Annotated in this window: 16 protein-coding genes; 15 read left to right on the forward strand and 1 reads right to left on the reverse strand. The window is 70.7% G+C overall.

Features of this window, described 5'->3' with window-relative positions; all coding sequences use genetic code 11:
• Positions 1 to 16: 16 nt before the first annotated feature.
• Genes ACZ5U5_RS00695 through ACZ5U5_RS00755 form a run of 13 tightly spaced genes read left to right on the forward strand, consistent with a single transcriptional unit; the run spans position 17 to position 14,476 of the window.
• On the forward strand, positions 17 to 1,543 hold the full coding sequence (locus ACZ5U5_RS00695; protein ID WP_469014621.1) for a right-handed parallel beta-helix repeat-containing protein: 1,527 nt from the start codon (positions 17 to 19) through the stop codon (positions 1,541 to 1,543).
• A 1-nt stretch (position 1,544) separates the two neighbouring features.
• Entirely contained in the window at positions 1,545 to 2,846 is a 1,302-nt protein-coding gene (locus ACZ5U5_RS00700) for an O-antigen ligase domain-containing protein (RefSeq protein WP_469014623.1), read from the forward strand.
• Positions 2,847 to 2,848: 2 nt separating this feature from the next.
• Complete coding sequence (locus tag ACZ5U5_RS00705; RefSeq protein ID WP_469016823.1) at positions 2,849 to 4,120, forward strand: glycosyltransferase family 4 protein; 1,272 nt, start codon at positions 2,849 to 2,851, stop codon at positions 4,118 to 4,120.
• The gene (locus ACZ5U5_RS00710; protein ID WP_469014625.1) at positions 4,121 to 5,377 is read left to right on the forward strand and encodes a class I SAM-dependent methyltransferase; all 1,257 of its coding nucleotides are present in this window, start codon (positions 4,121 to 4,123) and stop codon (positions 5,375 to 5,377) included. It begins immediately after the preceding gene.
• Positions 5,374 to 6,168, forward strand: coding sequence for a glycosyltransferase family protein (locus ACZ5U5_RS00715; RefSeq protein WP_469014627.1), 795 nt, complete (start codon positions 5,374 to 5,376; stop codon positions 6,166 to 6,168). The genes ACZ5U5_RS00710 and ACZ5U5_RS00715 overlap by 4 nt, the downstream gene beginning before the upstream one ends.
• Entirely contained in the window at positions 6,165 to 6,827 is a 663-nt protein-coding gene (locus tag ACZ5U5_RS00720) for a PIG-L deacetylase family protein (protein WP_469014629.1), read from the forward strand. The genes ACZ5U5_RS00715 and ACZ5U5_RS00720 overlap by 4 nt, the downstream gene beginning before the upstream one ends.
• 3 nt (positions 6,828 to 6,830) lie before the next feature.
• Complete coding sequence (locus ACZ5U5_RS00725) at positions 6,831 to 7,856, forward strand: NAD-dependent epimerase/dehydratase family protein (protein ID WP_469014630.1); 1,026 nt, start codon at positions 6,831 to 6,833, stop codon at positions 7,854 to 7,856.
• Positions 7,853 to 9,130 carry a DUF4910 domain-containing protein gene (locus tag ACZ5U5_RS00730; protein WP_469014633.1) on the forward strand — a complete coding sequence of 426 codons (1,278 nt, stop codon included), beginning with the start codon at positions 7,853 to 7,855 and terminating at the stop codon, positions 9,128 to 9,130. Before ACZ5U5_RS00725 ends, ACZ5U5_RS00730 begins: the two co-directional genes overlap by 4 nt.
• 5 nt (positions 9,131 to 9,135) lie before the next feature.
• The gene (locus tag ACZ5U5_RS00735; protein WP_469014635.1) at positions 9,136 to 10,419 is read left to right on the forward strand and encodes a hypothetical protein; all 1,284 of its coding nucleotides are present in this window, start codon (positions 9,136 to 9,138) and stop codon (positions 10,417 to 10,419) included.
• Positions 10,416 to 11,363 (forward strand): glycosyltransferase family 2 protein, encoded by a 948-nt coding sequence (locus tag ACZ5U5_RS00740; protein ID WP_469014637.1) that lies wholly within the window; start codon positions 10,416 to 10,418, stop codon positions 11,361 to 11,363. Before ACZ5U5_RS00735 ends, ACZ5U5_RS00740 begins: the two co-directional genes overlap by 4 nt.
• Entirely contained in the window at positions 11,360 to 12,586 is a 1,227-nt protein-coding gene (locus tag ACZ5U5_RS00745) for a polysaccharide pyruvyl transferase family protein (RefSeq protein ID WP_469014638.1), read from the forward strand. The genes ACZ5U5_RS00740 and ACZ5U5_RS00745 overlap by 4 nt, the downstream gene beginning before the upstream one ends.
• Entirely contained in the window at positions 12,583 to 13,134 is a 552-nt protein-coding gene (locus tag ACZ5U5_RS00750; RefSeq protein WP_469014640.1) for a dTDP-4-dehydrorhamnose 3,5-epimerase family protein, read from the forward strand. Before ACZ5U5_RS00745 ends, ACZ5U5_RS00750 begins: the two co-directional genes overlap by 4 nt.
• A gap of 7 nt (positions 13,135 to 13,141) precedes the next feature.
• Positions 13,142 to 14,476 (forward strand): glutamate-1-semialdehyde 2,1-aminomutase, encoded by a 1,335-nt coding sequence (locus ACZ5U5_RS00755; RefSeq protein ID WP_469014642.1) that lies wholly within the window; start codon positions 13,142 to 13,144, stop codon positions 14,474 to 14,476.
• 37 nt (positions 14,477 to 14,513) lie between these two features.
• Here the strand turns inward: ACZ5U5_RS00755 and ACZ5U5_RS00760 are convergent, their stop codons facing one another.
• A complete protein-coding gene (locus ACZ5U5_RS00760; RefSeq protein ID WP_469014643.1) occupies positions 14,514 to 15,200 on the reverse strand; it encodes a phosphatase PAP2 family protein in 687 nt (228 codons plus the stop codon).
• Positions 15,201 to 15,487: 287 nt separating this feature from the next.
• Here ACZ5U5_RS00760 and ACZ5U5_RS00765 point away from each other — a divergent pair, with 287 nt between their 5' ends.
• On the forward strand, positions 15,488 to 16,159 hold the full coding sequence (locus ACZ5U5_RS00765; protein WP_469016826.1) for a HEAT repeat domain-containing protein: 672 nt from the start codon (positions 15,488 to 15,490) through the stop codon (positions 16,157 to 16,159).
• Positions 16,160 to 16,162: 3 nt separating this feature from the next.
• Positions 16,163 to 17,167 (forward strand): MerR family transcriptional regulator, encoded by a 1,005-nt coding sequence (locus ACZ5U5_RS00770; protein ID WP_469014644.1) that lies wholly within the window; start codon positions 16,163 to 16,165, stop codon positions 17,165 to 17,167.
• Positions 17,168 to 17,245 lie beyond the last annotated feature (78 nt).

Consider the following 17,245-nt stretch of genomic DNA (forward strand, 5'->3'; position numbering starts at 1 on the left):
CGAGGGGACTGTGGGGATGAAGTGGCGGAACTGGGCGTTACCGGCGGCGGCGCTGGCCGTACTGGTGGCGACCGGCTGCGACAGCTCGCCGGACGACCGGGCGGAGCAGACCTCCGCGCCGGCCAAGTCCGGGGCCAAAGCGGTGGCCCGGGTGTGCGCCAAGCCCGCGGCCGGGCCGACGAAGGCGCCGGCGGGCGCGGTGACGGTCGACCCCAAGGTGCTCAACGACCTGGCGGCGAAGACCAAGAGCAGCCCCGCGGGCACCACGTTCTGGCTTCGGCCGGGCAAGCACACGCTCGAACCGCACCGCCACGCCCAGATCATCCCCAAGAAGGGGAACCGCTACCTCGGCGCGCCGGGAGCGGTGTTCGACGGCCGGAAGAAGAACCAGTACGCGTTCGGCGGCGACGCCCCTGACGTCACCATTCGCCACCTGACCGTGCAGGGTTTCGTCGCGCCGCACGACCAGGGCGTGGTCAACCACGACTCGGCCGACGGGTGGGTGATCGAGCACTCGAAGATCCAGTACAACTCCGGCGCCGGTCTGATGGCCGGCGCCCGCCAGGAGGTCCGCGCCAACTGCCTGCGCAAGAACGGGCAGTACGGCATGAACGCCTACAAGGGCACAGGGCCGCTCCGCGACCTGGTGCTCGAGGGCAACGAGATCACGGGCAACAACACGGGCGACTGGGAGAAGCGGCGGGAGGGCTGCGGCTGCACCGGGGGCGTCAAGTTCTGGGCTGTCGACGGAGCCGACATCCGTGGCAACTGGGTGCACGACAACCGCGGAACCGGTCTGTGGGCGGACACCAACAACAACGACTTCCGGATCGAGAACAACGTCCTCGAGGCCAACGACGGTGCCGCACTCATCTATGAGACCAGCTACAACGCGGTCATCCGGAAGAACACCATGCGGCGCAACAACTGGGTCGAGGGCCGCAGAGAAGCCTCCGGCGGCGACAAGTTCCCCTTCGCGACCCTCTACCTGTCCGAGTCCGGCGGCGAACCACGGGTCCGGGCCCGCACGGACAAGATCGAGGTCTACCGGAACCTGATGGAGGACAACTGGTCCGGCATCACCCTGTGGGAGAACGCCGACCGGTTCTGCAACAGTCCCGCCAACACCTCCTCCGGTGACTGCACGCTGCTGCAGAAGAACACCGACCGCTGCGCACAGCCGAAGATCGCCACCAAGCCTCTCTACGCCGACTGCCGGTGGAAGACCCAGCGGGTGGACATCCACACCAACCGCTTCGTGCTGAACAAGTCCGTCGTCAAGTGCACGACGATGTGCGACCGCATGGCGGTCCTGGCCAACTACGGCACCTATCCGAAGTGGTCGCCGTACAAGGGCGACCGGGTGGCCGACGCGATCACCCACAAGCAGGGCAACCGCTGGCGCGACAACGTCTACATCGGGGCGTGGAAGTTCGTCGCCCACGACCCGAGCCAGGTGCTCGACTTCGGGCAGTGGCAGGGCACGCCGTACGAGCAGGACGTGAAAAGCACCCTCCGTGTACGCGTACGGGACGGTGATTGAGATGAGCCAGGACCTGCGGCGTGACGGGCTGCCGGGCGAGACGGACACGGCGGGCGCGCGGCCCGGCGACGCACCGCGCTCGGCCACGCCGAAGCTCGTCGGGACCGTCTGGGGGCTGCTGATCCTCAACACGCTCGGCTCCGCCGGGGCGGAGACCGTCATCCCGCTGCCCCGTTCCCTCATCCAGCTGGTCACCATGGGCGCGCTGGTCGCCGCGTTCGCGCTGGCGCTCGCGCTCAATCTGCGGTTGCGCATCCACGCCAGCGCCTTCCTGTTGCTGCTCACCCTGCTGCTCGTGCCGAGCGTGATCTCCAGCCTGCAACTGGTGTCCGGGTTCGGCGCGCTGTTCCGCTGCACCCGCTTCGCTCTCTTCATCGGCACGCTGTGGCTGCTCAGCCGCTGGTGGGACGGCAGCGAGACGTTCGTCCGGCACCACATCCGCATCTACTTCGCGGTGCTCGGGTCGGTCATCGCCGGCGCGGTCATCTCGCCGGGCGCGGCCATGCCCGACGTCTACGGCGGGCGGCTCGTCGGAGCGCTGTGGCCGCTCACGCCGCCGCAGATCGGCCAGTACGCCGCGGTGATCATCGGGCTCACCGTGCTGCTTCTCCTGGGGCGCCGGACCGACCGGGTCAGCGCGGCGGTCATCATGGTGCCCTCGCTCGTCCTGCTCGCGTTGACCCACACCCGGACGGCCACGCTCGGCATGCTCATCGGGCTCGCCCTTGCGATCGGTTCGCTGGTCCTGACCAGCGCCGCCGCCCGCCGGTTCTTCACCTGGGCAGTGGTCATCGCCGTGGTGGCCGCGGTGGGGTTCGCTCCCCTGCTGCGGGCGTGGTTCCTGCGCGGACAGAGCCAGGAGTACCTCACCAGCCTGACCGGGCGGGCCAAGGTCTGGGACGCCCTCCTTGCCGCGCCCCGGACGACGGCGGAGAAGTCGTTCGGCATGGGTCTGGGCGACAAGTCGTTCGGCGGGCTGCCGATCGACAACAGCTGGCTGGCCGTCTACCACGAGCAGGGCTGGACCGGCATCACCCTCGTGGCGGCGATGGTCGTCATCCTCGGCGGCGTCGCGTTGCTGCGCCCGCCGTCGCTGGCGAGGGCCTGCGCGATCTTCCTGATCAGTTACTGCGCGATCGCGTCGTACACCGAGGCCGGTCTCGGCGACGCCTCGCCGTATCTGCTGCATCTGGCCCTGGCCGCCTCGCTCCTGACGACACCTGCCGCGGCCGCACCCGTCGCGAAGCCCGCGGTCCCCCGACGACGTATCCCACGCTGGGCCCAGGATCGGAGGCGACTGTGAGCATGCACGTCCTCGTGGTGCACAACCGCTATTCCTCGGCACAGCCGAGCGGCGAGAACAACGTCGTCGACCAGGAGACGGAACTGCTGCGCGCGGCAGGGCACCGGGTGGAGGTGTTCGAGCGGCGCAGCGACTCCATCGGCGCCAAGTCCCTCCCCGCCAAGGCTGCGGTGCCGCTGCTCGTGCCGTGGAACCCGTCGGTCCGCACGGAGCTCGCCGCCCGGCTTCGCACCACACGCCCTGACGTGGTGCATGTGCACAACGTCTTCCCGCTCCTGTCGCCCGCGGTCATCGCCGCCTGCGCCGACGCCGACGTGCCTGTCGTGGCCACGCTGCACAACTACACCCAGGTCTGCCCGCCCGGCACGCTGCAGCGCGACGGCCGGCCGTGCACCGAGTGCGTCGGGGGGACGCCGCTGCCCGCCGTCCGCCACGGCTGCTACCGCGACTCCCGGTTGGCTACGGTGCCGCTCGCGGTCAGCCTGGTCGTCAACCGGCGGCGCTGGTGGTCCGGCGTGGACCGGTTCTTCTGCATCTCCGCGGCGCAGCGCGACGTCCTGGTGCGGGCCGGCATGCCGGCCGAGCGTCTCGCGGTGAAGCACAACTTCGTGCCGGACCCGGACGCCCGCCGATCGGGCGCCGGCGAGCACGTGCTCTATCTGGGCCGCCTCGCGGAAACCAAGGGCGTGCGCCTGCTCATGGCCGCGTGGGACGAGATCGCCGCGGCCGGTGGGGTGGGCGTGCCGCTCGTCATAGCCGGCACGGGGCCGCTTCAGGACGAGGTGACCACCTGGGCGGCGGGCCGGGACGACGTGCGCTACGTCGGCCTGTACGACCCGGAGCAGTGTCGGCAGGCCATCGCACGGTCGGTGGCCGTGGTGGCTCCCTCGACGTGGCTGGAGGCGTTCGGCCTGGTGGTCGTGGAGGCGATGGCGGCGGGGGTTCCGACGGTCGCCGCCGGTCACGGCGCTTTCGTCGAACTCGTCGAGGACGGGGTGACCGGGCTGCTCCACCGACCCGGTGAGGCCGGCTCACTCGCCTCCTGTCTGCGCCGGATCACGGCCGATCCGGCGCGGAACCAAGAGATGGGCCAGGCGGGCCGACACCGTTACGAGCAGGGTTTCAGCCCGGCCGTCGGTCTCGAACGCCTGGTGGAGGGGTACCGCACCGCGATCGCGGTGCGGTCCGGCGGCGGGGAGAGTTCGCCGCCCGCAGGGGATGAAAACGCTGGCTCGCGACGGGGCACCCGCGCGAGCAGAACTGGGGGGAAGTAGATGACACGATGCCGACTCTGCGGCTCGGCGGCGCTGGGGAGCGTCGTCGATCTGGGGGCGACCCCGCCGTGCGAGAGCTTTCTCGCCGCGGATCAACTGGACCAGGCGGAGCCGGCGTACCCGCTGCACCTGCGGGTCTGCACCGACTGCTGGCTCGCGCAGATTCCTCCGCTGATCACGCCGGAGGACACGTTCAGCGAGTACGCGTACTTCTCGTCCTTCTCGACCTCCTGGGTGGAGCACGCGCGGACGTTCGTCGCCGACGCCGTCCAGCGTGTGGGGCTGGAAGCCGAAGGCTCCGACGCCTTCGTGGTCGAGGTGGCGAGCAACGACGGGTACCTGCTGAAGCACGTGGTGGACCGGGGGATCCGCTGCCTGGGCATCGAACCGTCGGTGAATGTCGGCGCCGCGGCACGCGACGCGGGTGTGCCCACGCTCACGGAGTTCCTGAGCCCGGAGACCGGCTCGGCCGTCCGCGCCGAACACGGCCCGGCGAACCTGGTCGTGGCCAACAACGTGTACGCGCACATCCCCGACGTGGTCGGGTTCACCGAGGGTCTGCGCGCCCTGGTCGCCGACGACGGCTGGGTCTCCATCGAGGTGCAGCACCTGCTGACCCTGATCGAGGAGAACCAGTACGACACGATCTACCACGAGCACTTCCAGTACTACACGGTCGCGTCCGCGATCCGTGCGCTGGCCAGCGGTGGACTCGCCCTGGTGGACGTCGAGTTGCTGCCCACGCACGGCGGCTCCATCCGGCTGTGGGCCCGCCCCGCCGAGGTGGCCGGCGAGCCGTCCCAGCTGGTGGCCGAGGTGCTCGACCGGGAGAAGGCCGCCGGGCTGCAGGACCTGTCCGGGTACACGGAGTTCTCCGCCCGGGTGGCCAAGGTGCGCCGGGATCTCCTGAAGTTCCTCATCAAGGCGGCCGAGGACGGCAGGACGGTCGTCGGCTACGGCGCCCCGGGCAAGGGCAACACCCTGCTCAACCACTGCGGCATCCGGCCCGACCTGCTCGCGTACACGGTCGACCGCAACCCGTACAAGCACGGCAGGTACACCCCGGGCACCCGTATCCCGATCCTGCCGCCCGAGCAGATAGCCGCCGACAAGCCCGACTACGTCCTCGTCCTCCCGTGGAACCTGCGGGCCGAGCTGGTCGAGCAGCTGTCGTTCGTGCACGACTGGGGCGGCCGCCTTGTCTTTCCCATTCCGGAACTGAGCATCGTCGAGGGCGCGTCGGGGGTCACAGCATGAAGGTCGTACTGTTCTGCGGCGGTTATGGGATGCGCATGCGCAACGGCGCCGACGACGACGTGCCCAAGCCGATGGCGATGGTCGGCCCACGTCCGCTGATCTGGCATGTCATGCGCTACTACGCGCACTTCGGGCACACGGAGTTCATCCTGTGCCTGGGATACGGCGCCCACCACATCAAGAACTTCTTCCTCAACTACGAGGAGACGACCTCCAACGACTTCGTGCTGCGGGGTGGACGGACCGAGCTGCTCTCCACCGACATCTCGGACTGGACGATCACATTCGCGCAGACCGGCATCGAGTCCCCGATCGGGGAGCGGCTGCGCCGGGTGCGTCACCACCTGAGCGGCGACGAGATGTTCCTCGCCAACTACGCGGACGTGCTCACCGACGCCCCGCTGCCTCAGATGATCGACCGGTTCTCCCGGCGTGACGCGGGCGCGTCGATGATGGTGGTGCCGCCGCAGTCCTCGTTCCACTGCGTGGAGTTGGGCACGGACGGCCTGGTGGGGGGCATCACCCCGGTGAGCGAACTGCCGATGTGGGAGAACGGCGGCTACTTCGTGCTCCGCCAGGAGGTCTTCGACCACATACCGGAGAACGGCGACCTGGTCGCCGACGGATGCGCACAACTGGCCAAGCAGGGGCGCCTTGTCGCGCATCAGCACCGCGGCTTCTGGAAGCCGACCGACACCGTCAAGGAGCGGGCCGCCCTCGACGACGCCTACGCCCGGGGCGTCCGGCCTTGGGCCGTGTGGGAGCGGGACAGCGCCGGGGTGGGCGCGTGATCCGGCTCGGGTCCGGGCGCCTGGACCGGATCGTCGCGGTGGGCGCGCACTGCGACGACATCGCCATCGGCGCGGGCGGCACGCTGCTCGCGCTGTGCCGGGCGCGGCCGGGTGTCCGCGTCGACGCCCTTGTGCTCACCGGCGGTGGCAGCGAGCGGGAGCAGGAGGAGCAGGCCGCGCTCGCCGCGTTCTGTCCGGGCGCCGATCTGCGCCTGACCGTGCTCAAGCTGGCGGACGGCCGGCTGCCCGCGCAGTGGGACGAGGCCAAGGCGGCCGTCGAGGAACTGCGTGAGCGGACCGAGCCGGATCTCGTCCTGGCCCCGCGTACCGATGACGCGCATCAGGACCACCGCGGTCTGGCCAAGCTCATGACCACTGCCTTCCGCGACCACCTCGTGCTGGCCTACGAGATCGTCAAGTGGGACGGCGATCTCGGCCGCATGACGGCGTATCAGCCGCTGTCGCCGGAGACCGCCGAACAGAAGGTGCGGCTGCTGCAGGAGCACTACCCCTCTCAGCGGCACCGGCCCTGGTACGACCGGGAGGCCTTCCTCGGTCTCGCACGGATCCGCGGAATCGAATGCCACGCGCGGTACGCCGAGGCGTTCGCCGTCACCAAACTCACGCTCGATCTCAGCACTTCCGACCAGGGGGAATGAACCTTGCGCGTACTGCTCACCGGACACCAGGGCTACTTGGGCACCGTGATGGCCCCGGTACTCACGGCCGCCGGACACCAAGTCGTCGGCCTTGACGCCGGTCTGTTCGCCGACTGCGTGCTCGGCCCGCCGCCCGCGGACCCGCAAGGCCACCGGGTCGACCTGCGCGACGTCACGGCCGAGCACGTGGCCGGGGTGGACGCCGTGATCCACCTGGCCGCACTCTCCAACGACCCGCTGGGATCCCTTGCGCCGCAGCTCACCTACGACATCAACCACCACGCGTCCGTGCACCTGGCCCGGCTGGCCCGCGAGGCCGGGGTACGGCGCTTCCTGTACGCGTCCACCTGCTCGGTCTACGGCGCCGCGGGCGGCGGAGACCTGGTGGGCGAGGACGCCCCGCTGCGGCCGGTGACGCCGTACGCGGAGTCCAAGGTGCGGGTCGAGGACGACCTGCACGCGCTGGCCGACGGCGACTTCAGCCCGGTGTTCATGCGCAACGCGACCGCCTTCGGCTACTCCCCCAGGCTGCGCGCCGACATCGTGCTGAACAACCTGGTGGGCCACGCGCTCCTGTCCGGCGAGGTGCTCGTGCTCTCCGACGGCACCCCCTGGCGCCCGCTGGTGCACGCCGCCGACATCGCGCGGGCATTCACGGCCGCGCTTGACGCGCCTCAAGAGGCGGTACACGACCGGGCGTTCAACATCGGCAGCGAGGTCAACAACGTCACGGTCGCCGAGATCGCCGAGCAGGTCGCCGAGGCGGTGTCCGGTGCGAAGGTGCGGATCACCGGCGAGAACGGCGCCGACCCGCGGTCCTACCGGGTGGACTTCTCCCGGTTCCGCGCCGCGATTCCCGGCTTCGACTGCGAGTGGACGGTCAAGCAGGGCGCGCTCGAACTCGCCGACGCCTACCGCAAGTTCGGGCTGACCCGGGAGGACTTCGAACGCCGCTTCACCCGCCTGGCCGTGCTGAGCGCGGCATCCGACGCAGGCACCGTCGACGACACCCTGCGGTGGCGCCGATGACCCAGGCCGGCGAGGAGATGCACGCTCTGGTGGAGCGGATGTACCCGCTCTGCCGGAGCATCACCGGCGACGGTGTGCGCGCCACCCTGGGTATCGTCGGCGAGTACATCCCGCTGCAGGTGCACGAGGTGCCGACCGGGACGCAGGTGCTCGACTGGACGGTGCCACAGGAGTGGAACATCCGGGACGCGTACGTCGCCGACAGTGCCGGCAACCGGGTCATCGACTTCGCCGCGTCCAGCCTGCACGTGCTCGGCTACAGCGTGCCGGTGCCCGCGACGACCATGCCGCTGGACGAGCTGCGCGGGCACCTGCACACCCTGCCGGAGCACCCGAGTTGGGTGCCGTACCGCACCAGTTACTACAAGCCGGAGTGGGGTTTCTGCCTGGCCCAGGAGACCCTGGACGCGCTGCCGGACGGCGAGTACGAGGTGTGCGTCGACTCCACGCTCGCGGACGGGCACCTCACCTACGCCGAGCACGTGGTCCCCGGGCAGGTGCCCGACGAGGTGATCGTCTCCTGTCATGTCTGCCATCCGTCGCTGGCCAACGACAACCTGGCCGGCATCGCGGTGGCGACGTTCCTGGCACGGGCCCTCGCGGAGACCACGCCGTACTACACCTACCGGTTCATCTTCGCGCCCGGGACCGTGGGGGCCATCACCTGGCTGGCCCGCAACAAGGAGCGGGTGGAGCAGGTCAAGCACGGCCTGGTGCTGGCCTGTGCCGGTGATTCGGGCCAACTCACCTACAAACAGAGCAGGCGCGGTGACGCCGAGATCGACCGGGTGCTGCAGCACGTCCTGTCCGCCTCCGAACGCCCGCACCGCGTCACCGAGTTCACTCCCTACGGCTACGACGAGCGGCAGTACTGCTCCCCCGGGTTCAACCTCGGCGTGGGCTCGCTCAGCAGGACCCCGTACGCGAGCTACCCCGAGTACCACACCTCGGCGGACAACCCGGACTTCGTCTCCCCCGCGGCGATGGCGGACACCCTCGCCGTCTGCCGCGAGGCCTTCGCCGTCCTCGACCGCAACCGGACCTACCTCAACCTCAGCCCCTACGGCGAACCGCAGTTGGGCCGACGCGGGCTGTACGACGCGCTCGGCGGCCGCAGTGACACCAAGCAGGCCCAGATGGCCATGCTCTGGGTGCTCAATCTCTCCGACGGCGAGCACAGTCTGCTCGACGTCGCCGAGCGGTCCGGGCTGGCGTTCGACGCCGTCGCCGTCGCGGCCGACGCCCTGCACGCCGCCGGGCTGATCAAAGCGTGACGCCGATGACCACCGGGGAGGAGAAGACGGCCCGGCCCACCGCCAGGCGCGCCATCCTCGGCCGGCTGTCCTGGGGCCTGGCCGACCAGGCGGCCTCCAGCCTGTCCAACTTCGCGGTGGGGATCTACGTCGCCCGCTCGCTCGGCCTGACCGCGTTCGGCGTGTTCAGCCTGGCCTGGGTGACCTACGGAGTGGTCCTCAGCGTCTCCCGCGGCCTGGCCACCGACCCGCTCGTGGTGCGCTTCAGCGGTGTGTCGGACGCGCCCTGGCGCGGGGCGGTGGCCCGCTCGTCGGGCACCGCACTCGGCGTCGGCGTCGTCATCGGCGCGGTGTGTCTGGTGATCGGGCTCGCGCTCGGTGGCCAGGTGGGGCCCGCGTTCGCCGGCCTCGGCGTCATGTTGCCGGGGCTGCTCGTGCAGGACGCCTGGCGGTATTCGTTCTTCGCCGCGGGCAACGGCCGCAAGGCGTTCGTGAACGACGTCGTGTGGGGCGTCGCGCTCGTGCCGGCCATGGTGGTGGCCGCCCGCGTGGGCACCGTGACCGCCTTTGTGCTCGCCTGGGGGGCGTCGGCCACGGTGGCCGCGGTGTACGGCTGTTTCCAGTCCGGCATCCGGCCCCGGCTGACCGGAGCCCGTGAGTGGCTCCACGAGCACCGCGACCTCAGCTACCGGTACCTGATCGAGAACGTCGGCGTCAGCGGCGCGAGCCAACTGCGGGCGTACGGGCTCGGCGTGATCGTCGCGGTCAGCGCGGTGGGCGTCATCCGGGGCGCCGAACTCCTGCTCGGCCCGTTCCTCGCCGTACTGATGGGGCTGACGCTGGTCACCGTCGCGGAGGCGGCGCGGATGCTGCGCCAAGCCCCGCACCGGCTCGGCAGGTTCTGCCTCTACCTCGGCGTCGGACAGGCCGTCGGCGCGCTCCTCTGGGGCTCGGTGCTGCTCCTGATGCCGGACCGGCTCGGTGAGCTCATTCTCGGTGACGTCTGGAGCTCCGCTTCGGCGATCATCGTGCCGGTCACGCTCGGCGTCGCGGGCGCCGGCCTCGGCACCGGCGCGGCAGCCGGCCTGCGCGCGCTCGCCGCGGCCCGGCGCAGTCTGCGCTGCCAGCTGTTCGCCTCGACCTTCTATGTCTGCGGCGGGCTCGGCGGGGCGTTCCTGGCCGGTACGGCCGGCTCGGCCTGGGGCGTTGCCGCCGCAGCCGCCTGCAGCTCTGCCGTGTGGTGGCAGCAACTGCGCTCCGCTCTGCGCGAGCGCCGCACGAATCCCATTCCCGAAGTGAGGACGCAATGACCGCCCATCCCCGGTTGAGCATCGGCCTGCCCGTCTACAACGGCGAGGAGTACCTCGCCGAATCGCTCGACGCCTTGCTCGGCCAGACCTACGAGGACTTCGAGCTGGTCATCACCGACAACGCGTCGACCGACAAGACCCAGGACATCTGCCGCGAGTACGCCGCGCAGGACTCGCGCATCCGTTACATCCGGCTGCTGCGGAACATCGGTGCCGCGCCGAACCACAACTACGTCTTCACCCAGTGCCACGGCGAACTGTTCAAGTGGGCCTCGCACGACGACCTGTACGCCAGGGACCTGCTGCGGCGCTGCGTCGAGGCGCTCGACGAGCGACCTGACGTGGTTCTCGCACACGCCGATCAGGCGGTCATCGACGGGGACGGCAAGGTGACGGTCCCTTACGAGTACACGCTGGCCACCGACTCGCCGCGCGCGCCGGAACGCTTCCGCAGCATGCTGTTCGAGCCCGGCGGCGACGACTTCTACGGCGTGCTGCGGGCCGACGTGCTGCGCCGGGTGAAGCCGCACGACAGCTACCACCACGCGGACCGCACGTTCGTCGCCGAGATCGCCTTGCACGGGCCGTTCCACCAGGTGCCGGAGCTGCTGTACTTCCGCCGCGACCACCCCACCCGCGCCGAGCGGGCGAATCCGTCCAAGCGGTCCCGGTGCGTCAACCTGGACCCGCGCCGGGCGGGCCCGCTGCACCCGACGCCCCGGCTCCTCGCCGAGTACGTCTGGGGCTTCGTCTCGGCGATCCAACGGGCGCCGTTGTCCGCGGCCGACCGGCGGGCCTGCTATCGGCACCTGGCCGCGTGGATGACCAGCCGGACCCGGCCCGGCACCGGCGAGCGGGTCGAGGACCGCGCCCCAGTCGATCCGGCCCTGGTCACGGTCTCCGTCGACGCCCTGGTCGCCGGCCGTGAAGGGAGGCAGGGGTGACCTCCAGAGACGAAACTCCGGTGCGTGTCGGGGTGTTCGGCCTGCTCGGCTCCGGCAATGTCGGCAACGACGGGTCGCTGGAGGCTGTGCTCGGGTATCTCCGCGCCGAGCACCCGAAGGCGGTCGTGGACGCCCTGTGCGGCGGACCCGAGGACGTCACGACCCGTTACCGGATCCCCGCGACGCGCATGAACTGGAACCGCGGGGAGTACCGGACCGCGTCACGTGCGAGCGCGATCGCGACCAAGGGGCTCGGCAAACTCGTCGACGTCGTCCGCACCGCCGCCTGGGTGCGCCGGCACGACGTGGTGATGGTGCCGGGCACGGGCGTCCTGGAGACCACGCTGCCGCTGCGGCCGTGGGGCTTCCCGTACTCACTCTTCCTGCTCTGCGCCGCCGGCCGCCTTTTCGGCACCCGGGTCGCGCTGGTCAGCGTCGGCGCCGGAAAGATCGGCAACCGGCCGACCCGGACCCTGGTGCGCTGGTCGGCACGGCTCGCCGCCTACCGGTCGTACCGGGACGACCAGTCCCGTGACGCGATGCGGGCCATGGGCGTGGACACCGCACGCGACAAGGTCTACGAAGACCTCGTGTTCGCCCTGCCGACGCCGTCCGCGAGCGCCTCATCGGGGGCGCCGGGCCCGGTCTGCGTCGGCGTCATGGACTTCCACGGCAGCAACGACGAGCGTGCCAGGGCTGCTGAGATCAACCGGCGCTACGTCGACGGGACGACCGCGTTCGTGCGCGCGCTGGTTCAGGACGGCAGGACGGTGCGCCTTGTCACCGGGGACGAACTCGACCGGCCGGTGGCCGCGGCGATCCTCGACGCGGTGGACTCGCCGCTGGTCACCGAGGCCGAGACGGCCTCGCTCGACGACCTGATGAAGGAGATGACGGCTGCCGACACCGTGGTGGCGACCCGCTACCACAACCTGATCTGCTCGCTGAAGGTCGGCACACCGACACTCGCCATCAGCTACTCGGCCAAGAGCGACGCGCTCATGGCCCGGATGGGGCTCGGCGCCTACTGCCACCCGGCCCGCGAGGTGGATGCCGAACGGCTGCTCGAGCAGTTCCGGGCACTGGAGCAGGCATCGGCCGAGGTACGGCGGGACCTCACCGAACAGAATCTGCTCGCCGCCCGGCGCTTGGAGGTGCAGTTCGCCGCCTTGTCCTCGGCCCTGTTCCCGACGACCGACCACACCATGCGGGAGGCCATATGAAGGCGACCGAAGTCCCGGAGATCCACGGCGCGTACCTCTTCGAGCCGACGCCGTATGTCGACGAACGCGGCTTCTTCTGCCGCACCTTCGACGCCGACGTGGTCCGCTCGGTGGGGCTCGACCCGGACGCCTTCATCCAGGACAGCCTGTCCCGCTCGGTCCGTGGCGTGCTGCGCGGGATGCATCTGCGTTCCGGCGCCGGCGAGGCCAAGCTGGTGCGGTGCTCGTACGGGCAGATCTTCGACGTCGTCGTGGACCTGCGGGCGGGCTCCCCGACCTACCTGGGCCGGGCCTTCTTCGAGCTGTCCGGCGAGACGCAGCAGACCCTGTACATCCCGGCGGGGTGCGCGCACGGCTTCCAGGCGCTGACCGAGACCGCCGACACCTCGTACCGGATCGACCGCCCGCACGATCCGGCCGAGGACGTGACGATCGCCTTCGACGACCCGGAGCTCGCCATTCCGTGGCCGCTGCCGCCCACCTTGATGTCGTCGAGGGACCGGGAGGCGCCCGGCCTCGCCGAGGTGCTGAAGCAGAGGGAAGGGTGAGGTCGACGTGACCACCGACGACGCGGAAGAGTTCGACCTGCCCCGGTCGCGGACGGCGAACAAGCGGCTGCACGCGCTGATCCCGGGCGGCGCGCACACCTACGCCAAGGGCGACGACCAGTACCCGGAGAACCTCGCCCCGGTCATCAGCCACGGCCAGGGCGCCCATGTGTGGGACATCGACGGCAACCGCTACATCGAGTACGGCTCCGGTCTGCGCTCGGTCAGCCTCGGCCACGCCCACCCACGCGTCGTCGAGGCGGTGCGGCGCGAACTCGACCGGGGCAGCAACTTCGTCCGGCCTTCCATCGTGGAGCTCGATGCCGCGGAATGCTTTCTGGCCACCGTACCGACCGCCGAGATGGTGAAGTTCACGAAGAACGGCTCCGACGCCACCACCGCCGCGGTGCGCCTGGCCCGCGCCGCCACCGGGCGCCCGCGGGTGGCCATCTGCGGCGACCATCCGTTCTTCTCCGTCGACGACTGGTTCATCGGGACCACACCGATGTCCGCCGGCATTCCGGCGGCGACCACCGAGCTCACCGTGGCATTCCCATACGGGGACTTGGCCGCCACGGAGGAACTGCTCACCCGGTACCAGGACGAGGTCGCCTGCCTGATCCTCGAACCCGCGGGCCACGCCGAACCGCCGCCCGGCTATCTGGAAGGCCTCCGCGCGCTCGCCGACCGGCACGGCTGCGTGCTGGTCTTCGATGAGATGATCACCGGTTTCCGGTGGTCCGAGGCGGGCGCCCAGGGTCTGTACGGAGTCGTCCCCGACCTCTCCACGTTCGGCAAGGCGCTGGGCAACGGGGTCGCCGTCTCCGCCCTTGCCGGGCGCCGCGAGCTGATGGAGCGGGGCGGGCTGCGTCACTCCGACGAGCGGGTGTTCCTGCTGTCCACCACGCACGGCGCGGAGACGCATGCGCTGGCCGCCGCGACGGCCGTGCAGACCACCTATGCCGAGGAGGGCATCACCGCCCAACTGCATTCCATCGGCGAGCGCTTGGCCGCCGGGGTCCGCGAGGCCGCGGCGGGCATGGGCGTCGGCGACCATGTCGTCGTCCGGGGCCGGGCCAGCAACCTGGTGTTCGCCACCCTCGACGAGAACGGGCAGCCGTCGCAGTCCTACCGCACCCTGTTCCTGCGCCGGCTCCTCGCGGGCGGGGTGCTCGCGCCGTCGTTCGTGGTGAGCAGTGCGCTGAGTGACGCCGACATCGATCGCACCGTCGAGGTGGTGGGCCAGGCATGTGCCGTCTACCGGAAGGCACTTGACTCCGGTGGCCCCACTCCTTGGCTCGCGGGGCGACCGGTCAAGCCTGTGTTCCGCCGCTGGGCATGACGTGGCTCGCCCAGCCATGATGTGACGTGACGTGCCGTCAGCGGTGCTCGCGCCGACCTGCTTTGGTCGACCGGTCGGCCAGCGAGTCCGCCGACCGGTCGACCAGCCACGCCGTCGGCGGAATCACCGCAAGGGCGGTGCACCAGCCGCCGAGGACATCGGTCGCGTAGTGCGCGCTCAGCGCGACCTGCGCCCAGCCCATGGCGGCTCCGGCGACCAGTGTCGCGGCGAGCATCAGTAGGGCGCCCGCCGCCCTGCCGAGGCCGAGCCTGCCGGTCGCGAGCAGCGCCACCACCAGAGCGAGCGCGGTGATGAAGGCGGTGTGCCCGCTCGGGTAGGACAAGTTGTCGTCGCCGTGGATGGTGCGCCCCACCAGGGGTTTGATGAGCGTCGTCGTCACCACGGTCATGCCGACGCCGCCCACGACCAGGACCGCCCCCCAGGGCAGCCGGAGCAGCAGGCATCCCGTCACGGTGGCAAGGAGCACCATCGCCGCGCCGACGGGCTCCGCCAGGAAATCGACGGCCAGAGCGACGTACCGCCACGGCGGCCGCACACTGTCCGCCGTCGGCTCGACGAACCACCTGTCCACCTTGCCGGGCTCGCTGTGCCCTGCGTACAGAACCCCGAGCGCGACGACCGTGGACGCGGCGAGAAACGCGATCAGCCCGAGCCACACGCGCAGCGAAGGGGGCAGCACCGCGGGCGTCGGGCGGCCGGTCACCCGCGCCTGCCGGCGTAAGGTCCCGCTCTTTTGGCCAGGCGATGCAATGCGAGCCCCTCCGTCGTCACCGACTCCCCCCAGCGACCATGGCCGCACCGCGGATCAGCCTCTGCTTTGTCACCCTAACCAACAACTCGGCCTCGACACACCGACCTTGGGCACTCCCGGAGTGTGAGGTGCTCGATACGTGGGGCTGCTGTGGACGCCGGTTGGGGCCCGGCCCCGCGCCCCTGTTTGACCTTGACACGGTGACAAGGTCTTCACTGATCGACGAGGAGGTGGTCTCGATGACGGTCACGGGACAGGACGCGGAGGCACTACGAGGGCTCCAGGGGCTGGAGGACCGCGGTTCCTCCGTGCGACTGCGAGCCGCTCTGGCGGTCGGCACGGCACCGGACCCGCGCTTCGTCGACAAGCTCGTGGAGCGATCCGCGATCGAACCTGAATTCTTCGTCCGGGACATGCTGACCTGGGCGCTCACTCGCCATCCGGTGTCCCTGACGCTGCCCGAGCTGCTCCGCGAGCTCCGCTCGGAGCGGGCACAGGCCCGGAGCCAGGCGCTGCACACGCTGTCGAAGATCGGGGACCGGCGGGCGTGGCCGGCGATCACGGGGGCTCTGCTGTCCGACCCCGAGGAGGAGGTGGCACGCAGCGCCTGGCGCGCCGCGGTCATCCTCGTACCGGAAGGCGAGGAGTCCGCGTTGGCCAAGGCCCTCGCGACGCAACTGGGCCGCGGTGAACGGGAGACGCAGCTGAGCCTCAGCCGGGCCCTGGTCGCGCTGGGGGAAGTGATCGAGCCTGCACTGCGCGCTGCGACGACGGCCGCGGACCCTCGCAGGCGTGCGCACGCCCTCGCCACGACACGGCTGCTGCGTGACCCGGATACGGGGTTCGAGTTCGCGATCGAGGAGGCGAAGCGTGTGGTGGCCCTCGGCGGCGACGGCCCGGAGGGACAATGAAGCGTGTTGATCGGTGAGGTGGCGCGACGGTCCGGGGTCAGTGCCCGCATGCTGCGGCATTACGAGTCGCTCGGTCTGGTACGGCCCTCCGGCCGTACCGGCTCCGGCTATCGGGAGTACTCCGGGCAGGACATCCGGCGCATCTTCCATGTCGAGAGCCTGCGGTCGCTGGGTCTTTCGCTGCGGGAGATCGGACGCGCTCTCGACGAGCCCGGCTTCACGCCCTCGGCGCTCGTCGGAGACCTCGTCCTGCAGACACGCGAACGCATCGCGGCCGAGACCGAGCTGCTCACACGGCTGCGCCGGATCGATGCCGCGGGCCCCGCCGACTGGGAGGACGTTCTCCAGGTCGTGGCGCTGCTCCAGGCACTGGGCTCGAAGAGCGCGAGCGCGCGCCAACGTGCGGCTCTCTCCTCGGACGACGAGGTTCCGGTGCCGGTGGAGGCCTTGGTCGATGCGGCACTCGGCGAGACGGACCCGAACGTCGCCGGGGCCCTTCGCTGGGCGCTGGCACGAACGGGCGAGGACGGCGTGGCACTGCTGGCGGAGGGCCTCGACTCACCGACGGCCGCGGTGCGGGAACGCGCCGTTCAGTCCCTCGCCGAAATGCCCGGCGACGAGGCCGACGCAGTGCTGCGGGAGGCCCTTGCGAGCGTTGACGACGCGGTCCGCGGGCATGCGGCTCTGGCGCTCGGGGCGCGCGGGGAGGCCGCAGCGATCCCGACGCTCATCGCAATGATCGTGGAAGGCAGGAACGACACCGACGCGGCCGATGCGCTGAGCGTGCTGGCGAGCGACTCCGCGAGGGCGGATCAGATCGCGACCAGGCTCGTCGACCACCTCGCCGACGCCACCACCGGGGCGCCCGCCCGCGGCCGGCTGACCCAGGCAATGGCGGGCATCCCGGGCACGACGACATCACGTGCCCTCGTCGAGCTCTCCCACGACGAGGACCGTGCCGTGGCGGTGACCGCGGCGTACCTTCTCCAACTGCGCGAGGCGCGGTGACGGATCGCCCGTACGAGACGTGACGCCGGCCGAGTACGGCCGTACGTGCTCGGCGAGCGGGCCCGCCCCGTCGGACGG

This window comes from Streptomyces sp. NPDC033177, assembly GCF_055577715.1.